Below are 7,168 nucleotides of genomic sequence, written 5' to 3' on the forward strand. Positions count from 1 at the left end.
ACCGAACTTGCGGCGGCGCGCGACAAGATGGTGATCGAGATTCTCCTAGCGCAGCGCCGCGAGGGACTGTCGAGCCACGGGATCTGAACGATCACAGCCAACGATGGGCGCCTGTTGCGATGCATAATCCTGGCAGGCGCCGTCGCGATGGCGCCACCACCACTGCGGCGAAAACGATCTCCCTAGCCTTCGCCCTGCGGATCGTATGGAAGAGTATCAACACAGGAGTTGTTAATGTCAGAGAAGGTTATCATCACGTGTGCTGTGACCGGCGGAAGTTCTGCCGTTGTTGCGAAACACCCAAAGATTCCCATCACGCCTTCGCAAATCGCGGATGCGGCTCTAGACGCTGCGGCGGCTGGGGCGGCGGTCGTTCACGTTCATGTCCGCGACCCAGAGACCGGAGCCCCATCGAATCGGTTTGACCTCTATGAACAGGTGGTCAAGAAGCTTCGGGATGCATCCACCGACGTCATAATCAATTTGACGAGCGGAATGGATGGCGAACTGGTGCTCGATTCGATCGAGCCGGCAACGATTGGCGGAACAAGTACACTAAAAACGCCCTTGGGGCGCTGTCTTCATGCCGTCAAGCTTCAACCTGAGATCAGCAGCTTGGATTGCGGCACGATGGCGTTCGGGGAACGCATATTCGTCGCACGTATGTCGGACCTGCGAGAACTCGCCAAGCTCATGCGAGAAGCAGGCGTGAAGCCCGAGTTGGAATGTTTCGATCTGGGCCATATTGAAACTGCCAAGAGACTCATATCGGAACAACTGATCGAGGCGCCGCCGCTTTTCCAATTCTGTCTCAGCACAGGCTATGGCGCTCCCGGCGTTCCAATCGCTCTCCAGGCCATGCGAGACATTCTACCTCGGGGCGCCGTCTGGGGTGGATTCGGCTGTGGTCCAGACGAAATGCGAATGGTCGGACAGCTGGTCAACATGGGCGGCCACGTCAGAGTGGGATTAGAGGATAACATTTATCTTCGACGTGGCGTGCTCGCCTCGAACGCCGAACTCGTCGAAAATGCGGTTGGCATCATCGAGCGCATGGGCGGCAGCGTCGCCACACCCGCTGAGGCGCGGGTAATTCTTGGTCTCAAGAAGCGCGGTTGAACGCACGAGGTCCGGCATGGCTTATCCCGTGCCGGATCCCAGGCCGGTGGAAACGCGGATTCGTCCGTCGCACTATTCGCAGGGCAAGGTGTCTGTGCTGCGTTAACGCGACGCGTTAGCCTGCGTGCTCGACGTATCGATTGCTGGTCGTATGGCGCTCGCCACACGATTTAATCCAGAGACAGGTAACGTCGGGATCACAATTGAAGCGCTCCTCAGGTGACGCTGGAATTCCTGGCTAGGGCTCATGACGACGGGGCGCCGATGAGCCATACAACAGCGATATCGGTGCCTTGTTGCCAATCCCGCTATGAGGCCGGACTTCGTTGTAGTCTCTACGCCAATCCGCCATTTTCTGCCGGGCGTCGTCAAGGCTCACGAACCTGTGCGTGCTCAGGCATTCGGTTGTGAACTTGCCGTTGAAGAATTCGATGAAGGTATTGTCGGCGCGCCTGCCTCGCTGATCCCGGCCTCGCGGCAGACCTCCGCCACCGCCGAGCCGTCTTCAGCCCGTTTCAACACGAATGCGATCTGCGCCTCTGATACTTGGATCCCCTTCATGGAACTCTCCTCGTCCCATCAGGGGATCATAGATGGAAAATGCCATTTAAACTGGCCTAATTGGCGGGGCAGGTCATCATCGCCATGACGGCCGTGTGTTGCAGGACGCGATGAACAGAACAAATTTAGCGGGCGATTGCCGCGGCGCGACGGCCCGCACCTTGCCTGGGATGTCAATCGGCCCTAAACATTTTTGAACGCGCTCATGGCACGGTCTGGCAGCTGGCCCGGGTTGCGGAGACCGCGCGAGCGCGGCTGATACGTGCCCTGCCGGCCAGGGCATTGGATCGCCCGGGCTTGTTGATGTCTTCGCTGGTGTCATGGTCGTTTCCGAGGTCGCGCAGCGCCTCATCATGATGTCCGGGTCGGACGCCTCAACGTCTGCAGCGGAGTACAGTCAAGCCGCCACCAGCCGAATGAACGACGTCGCCACAACACCGTCCCAGCGGGACATTGCCAGTCCGGCAGACCGGACCAGGAACTTTACAAAATCGGATCAGGCTTCCTCCGCCTGGCCCCAGTCAAACGATGTGCCATCGACCCAGATACAGTGAAGCACGATCGATTTTGAGCGCGATGGCGACCTTTGCCTTTCGGATCCCAATCCGCTTCGCGAGCTTCATGCCCCAAGCCTTGAGAGAGGACCATTTCTTTTTCGATAAGGCAGGACGGTCGCCGCCTCGGCCAGGTAGGTTCGGAGAAGACGGTCGCCCCATCGTGATATCTTGCCGTTAGTGTCAGTTTCGCCGGACTGGTTGGGTCGAGGCGTGAGACCCAGATAAGCGCCGACGCTTGATGCCGATCGGAAGCGCGATGGGTCGTCGATCGTATGGCGGGAGGTCAAAGCGGTCACTACGCCCACGCCAGGAACCGTCAATAGGCGGCGCGTCGTCTCATCTGACTTCGTCAATTGGCGGACTTCGTCGTCGAACTTGCTTTGCTGCTTGCAGATCTGCTCATGGATCGACAGAAGCGGCGCGATCCCACTGCGGAGCTGATGATCCTCGCGCAATAGCTCGCAGGACTGATTGCGAAACTTCAGTCCGATCGCGCGTGGGAAGAGCAAGCCGTATTCTTTGACTAGACTGCGGACCTGGTTCTCGATATCTCCACGAATGGGCACGAGCCGAGATCTCGCGACGAGTATCGCGCGGATCTTCTGACTTTCCTGGCTCTTGACTTTGACTTCTCGATACCAGCCGAGCCGCACCAGTTCGGCCAAACCTCGAGCGTCATTCTGGTCCCTCTTGTTTATGCGTATGGACAAGCCGCGTGGGCATAACGCGCTTCGATGCAGACCACCGGAAGATCGACCCTACGAAGTTCATGCCAAAACCAGCTCGCCATCGCTCCGGTCTCAAATCCGATGCGCTCCGCCTGTGGCGCCCGCTTGCGAAGCAATGCCGTGAGCGCCCCCGGGTCGGACTTGGCCTTTCCCTCGAACAAGACCTGACCCACTTCGTTGACCACACATACTGACCTTTCTTTTTGCGAGACGTCCAGCAGAGCCGGCTCCGCAAATTTGAACAGGTCGATAAGTGGAATTTCTGCCTGACAACGGCGATAATCGCCGCGAGCAGGAGAGACCATGAGCAATCGACCGCGCCGGAACCACACACCGGCTTTCAAGGCGAAGGTGGCGCTTGCCGCCGTCAAGCGCGACCGGACGATAGCCCAACTGGCCGAACACTTTGATGTCCACCCAAATCAGATTACGGCCTGGAAGGCCCAGTTGGAGGGCGGTGCTTCCGGAGTTTTCGGATCGGGGAACACGGCGCCGTCCGCGCCTGCGATCGTCGTGAAGTCGCTGCACGCCAAGATCGGGGAGCTGACGCTAGAGAACGATTCCTAAGAAACGGCAGCACCAGCTTTCGGCTCCACTGGCTGGAGAACAAACCCGAATGCCTTGGCACGCCGATGCAGATTGTTGACGACTCGCGTGCGGTAGCGCGTCTCGTAGGATGCACCATGGGCATCGTGCGGTCGGCCCTGGATTTCGATTTGTTGCGGTTCATCTCCAATCCTCCTGCTGACACGGCGGAAGGGCTGGGCTGCGCAATTTATTCAGATTCCTAAACGGGATCGCCGGGACGGCGTCACCACTCTCACGTACGCAACAGCCCATGGACCAGGTTTTTTAGCGGGGTCACATGCCACCAAAATCATATCGGCCCGGCCGCAGTCTAGCGGGAATGCGTTTCTATCCCACAGGGAGCGAGCAGCGCTGAGACCAGTTTTTTAGAAGGCACGCTCACCAAGGCGGGATTGCTGAGCGCAAAGCGATGATCGACTGTAAGCACGATCTGTCGATCACCAGGCAGGCGGAAGTCTTGCAGATCAGCCGCGGCAGCGTCTACTATCTGCCGCGGCCGGTTTCTTCTGCCGACCTCGAGATCATGCGGCAGCTCGATCGGCTGCACCTGGAGTATCCCTTCGCCGGTTCGCGTATGTTACGAGGCCTGTTGGCTTTGCAAGGGTGCAAGATCGGCCGCCGGCATGTGAAGACGCTCATGCGGCGGATGGGGATAGAAGCGCTCCGTCCGCGCACCACGAAGCCCGAACCCGGCCACAAGATCTATCCGTATCTGCTGCGCGGCATCGACATCACGCGGCCGAACCAGGTCTGGGCGATGGACATCACCTACATTCCAATGGCGCAGGGCTTCGTCTATGTCACCGTGGTGCTGGACTGGGCGACACGTCGTGTCCTGTCGTGGCGGCTGTCGATCACGATGGAGGCGGCCTTCTGCGTCGAGGCGCTGGAGGATGCTCTCGCGCGTCACGGCAGGCCGGACATCTTCAACACCGACCAAGGCTCGCAGTTCACTGGTGCGGCCTTCACCGGCGTTCTCGCCGACAACGGCATCGCCATCAGCATGGATGGCAGAGGAGCCTGGCGCGACAACGTGTTCGTTGAGAGACTGTGGAAAAGCGTCAAATACGAGGAGGTCTATCTGCGAGCCTACGAAACCGTCAGTGAGGCGCGACATTCGATTGGCCGGTATCTCGACTTTTACAACGGACAACGACCACATTCGAGCCTTGACGACCGCACCCCGGATCAAGCCTACTTCGATCCTCCTCCGCTCCGCGCGGCGGCCTAACCCGGCAGAAGCTCCCCCTATCGACGCGGAGTTTCTGTTCAGACAACCGGGCCAGCTCTAGCTTAACATATTGCTTCATAATGCCATCCGATTCGCGAGATTGCGGGAAAGCTATGAAGATAGCGGACCTGTCGAGCCGCCGGCGCCGACCGCAATTAGGTCATCGTCTGCAACATTGGCTCTGACAAATGTGGAACGGCCCGGGCTGCAGATCTTTCTAATTTGAACAACGGACGACGGTGCGGTCATATATTCGGCCTGTAATCGCGGCATGGCCGCTGGCCACGATGATATCGGCGGAAGCAATCGCCCAAATGAAGTTCTCGCGCTCCAAGCGCAGTGAGTCAGGCGGTCTGATTGCTACCGGGAATGTCGTCACTCGAGGTTCATCCAGATATGCACCTTGCCTCCTCGGCAGCTTTCTTCTTCCGCCGGAGAGCTTTTAAATTAGGGTTTCAGCATTGCGGCCGGCGCCTGATACACGCCGCCCCTGACCAGCAAGGCCCAAATGGTGCGCGCGATCTTGTTGGCGAGCGCCACCGATACAAGTTTGACCAACATAGTCGGGACCCAGAGCGGAACTTTCAAGCCTCTCTTGGCCAGCTTGATGATAGAGGTCGCACCGACGTTAACAGCGTCCGTAGCTGCCGATTCCCGCGGTTTGATATCGCCCCAAGCCTTTCTTCTCCCACCGCTCGACTGTGCTCTCGGCGTTAGTCCCGTCCAAGCCGCAAAATCTCGTGCAGTGGCAAAACGGTGAGCATGCGAGACCGATGTCCGAACGGTAGCTGCGATGAGAGGACCAAGACCTCGAATGCTCATCAGGCGCCTCGCATCGGGGCCCTTTCTGACGGCAACCAAAATCTCCTTGTCAAGCTTCTCTATACGGACGGTCTGTAGCTCAATCTGTTCAGCGAGGTGGATCAGGGCAAAGCGGGCGGCGGCGGGGACGAGCAGCCCCCGGAGTTTCGTGACGCTTGCCATGCCTGTGCCGGTGATAGCGCCAAATTCGGCCATATGAGCACGCAGGGCATTGGCGCTGGCTGCGCTGCCTCATCAGCATCTCTCGAGTTCGCAAAATCATGCTGGCTGCTTGTTGTTCGGCAGTCTTCACCGGTACGAATCGCATTGTCGGGCGGTGACCGCCTCACACTGGCTTCACCATCCGCCACGTCCGTCTTGTTTCGTTTGACGTAGGGCTTCACGTAGGCTGGCGGCATCATGCGGACCAAGTGCCCCGCACCGCGATCTCCCCCGCCCAGTGATGTGCACTTGCGCAGGCCTCCATACCCACCAAGCAGGAGGGGAGCGCTCGAAAGAAAGGCAGCACCTGAGATCGTCGCAACGTACGGCTAACCACGACCTCCCCGTTTTCACCGAAGCCGTGAGCTTGAAAGATCGACTTAGCCAAATCGCAACCCACTTTGATAATCTCTTCCATGGAACTGTCCTTCGTCTGCGGCAGTTCTAAACGCGAGCACGTTAGGCACTTTTGATGCCGGTTCGGAAGGGCGGTTCCACACCATCACTTTTGATGAAGTTTAAGCGCCGGCTCGCGTTGGTTTCACAAAGGAGTCACCATGATGCAGCGTGCGCTGCGACCGTCGGCCCTGATCCCTCCTGGGTTTGACGTGGAGAGCGCCGTCTGTTATGGCGCCACGCCGTGATCACCGTCCCTCCCACGAAAGACAAGCGTCTCTCCCCGACGCGGAGCCAGTTCTGGGCGGATTCATAGCCGATATCAGCAATGTCTCATCGATCTGCCGCTGCGAGCCAGTTACTGCACAAGTGTGGCTAGCGGGCAGCCGCAAATTGCTGTGGTCGCGCGCGACCGCGGCGGTGGTTACGCCCTTGCTGTGGCAAAGGGGCTCCCGCAGGCGGTGCAGCCACGCCTTCCTCGATGCGCTCCGCAAGTCCATTCGCCAGGTTCGTATCGCGGTCGCCGCCGCTACTATAAATCCTGCCCTGCCGACCGCTGCTGAGCGCATCCAGTGCGAAGGCTATCTACGCGTGAGCAAGCCAACGCGGCAATCCCCATTCGGGCCAAGACGGGTTCTCCCCTTGTGAAGGCTTTGCGCAACTGACGGAGCGTGATTCTCTAAAGCTTGGGTGATTCTGGCGAGGAGAGCCACGATTGAGCGCAATGTAGGTCAGATGAGCTGTAAACATCGCTCTGAGGCCCATTTGATTGGTGCTTGACGTCTATTTTGAACGCGTGGTGCGCCGGCGCGGCTTCCATATTTCCGACAATGCGTTGACGGCGGCCTCGAGCGCCTTCCGGTCGACGACTGTCAATCGGCTTGCAACTTTGACCCCTCGTATTGCCTCACTTGCAGATGTTACCCTGGCGGCGCCGTGGCCGATGACGATCCGAGGTCGCCTGA

The 7,168-nt window shown here is 59.0% G+C and carries 3 protein-coding genes and 5 pseudogenes; 4 read left to right on the top strand and 4 right to left on the bottom strand.

Annotation, left to right across the window (positions count from 1 at the left end; all coding sequences use genetic code 11):
- Nucleotides 1–234 precede the first annotated feature (234 nt).
- Nucleotides 235–1,119 carry a beta-keto acid cleavage family enzyme gene (locus ABIB00_RS38550; protein ID WP_354107957.1) on the top strand — a complete coding sequence of 295 codons (885 nt, stop codon included), beginning with the start codon at nucleotides 235–237 and terminating at the stop codon, nucleotides 1,117–1,119.
- Between the two features lie 238 nt (nucleotides 1,120–1,357).
- On the opposite strand, the pseudogene ABIB00_RS38555 reads toward ABIB00_RS38550, so the two are convergent.
- The 3 genes and pseudogenes from ABIB00_RS38555 to ABIB00_RS39300 form a co-directional block, all read right to left on the bottom strand.
- Nucleotides 1,358–1,576 (bottom strand): annotated as a pseudogene (locus ABIB00_RS38555) (integrase core domain-containing protein); the annotation flags it as partial.
- Nucleotides 1,513–1,680: a hypothetical protein gene (locus tag ABIB00_RS38560; protein ID WP_354107958.1), complete on the bottom strand. Its 168-nt coding sequence runs from the start codon at nucleotides 1,678–1,680 to the stop codon at nucleotides 1,513–1,515. The gene ABIB00_RS38560 and the pseudogene ABIB00_RS38555, both read right to left, overlap by 64 nt.
- A gap of 496 nt (nucleotides 1,681–2,176) precedes the next feature.
- Nucleotides 2,177–3,186: pseudogene (locus tag ABIB00_RS39300) on the bottom strand (IS110 family RNA-guided transposase).
- Nucleotides 3,187–3,268: 82 nt separating this feature from the next.
- On the opposite strand from ABIB00_RS39300, the pseudogene ABIB00_RS38575 reads away from it, so the two are divergent.
- Nucleotides 3,269–3,526, top strand: a pseudogene (locus ABIB00_RS38575) (transposase); the annotation flags it as partial.
- A 382-nt stretch (nucleotides 3,527–3,908) separates the two neighbouring features.
- Nucleotides 3,909–4,784 (top strand): annotated as a pseudogene (locus ABIB00_RS38580) (IS3 family transposase); the annotation flags it as partial.
- 447 nt (nucleotides 4,785–5,231) lie between these two features.
- On the opposite strand, the pseudogene ABIB00_RS38585 reads toward ABIB00_RS38580, so the two are convergent.
- A pseudogene (locus ABIB00_RS38585) lies at nucleotides 5,232–6,225 on the bottom strand (IS110 family RNA-guided transposase).
- A 747-nt stretch (nucleotides 6,226–6,972) separates the two neighbouring features.
- On the opposite strand from ABIB00_RS38585, the gene ABIB00_RS38590 reads away from it, so the two are divergent.
- Nucleotides 6,973–7,168: hypothetical protein (locus tag ABIB00_RS38590; RefSeq protein WP_354107961.1), on the top strand; the 196-nt coding region annotated here is incomplete at its 3' end.

It is taken from the genome of Bradyrhizobium sp. LB14.3, from assembly GCF_040547985.1.
Classification (GTDB): Bacteria; Pseudomonadota; Alphaproteobacteria; order Rhizobiales; family Xanthobacteraceae; genus Bradyrhizobium.

What these genes read in the sequence shown, in the direction of transcription:
- ABIB00_RS38560 (WP_354107958.1), bottom strand. Translation starts at nt 1,680, where the DNA reads ATGAAGGGGATCCAAGTATCAGAGGCGCAGATCGCATTCGTGTTGAAA.
- ABIB00_RS38550 (WP_354107957.1), top strand. Translation starts at nt 235, where the DNA reads ATGTCAGAGAAGGTTATCATCACGTGTGCTGTGACCGGCGGAAGTTCT.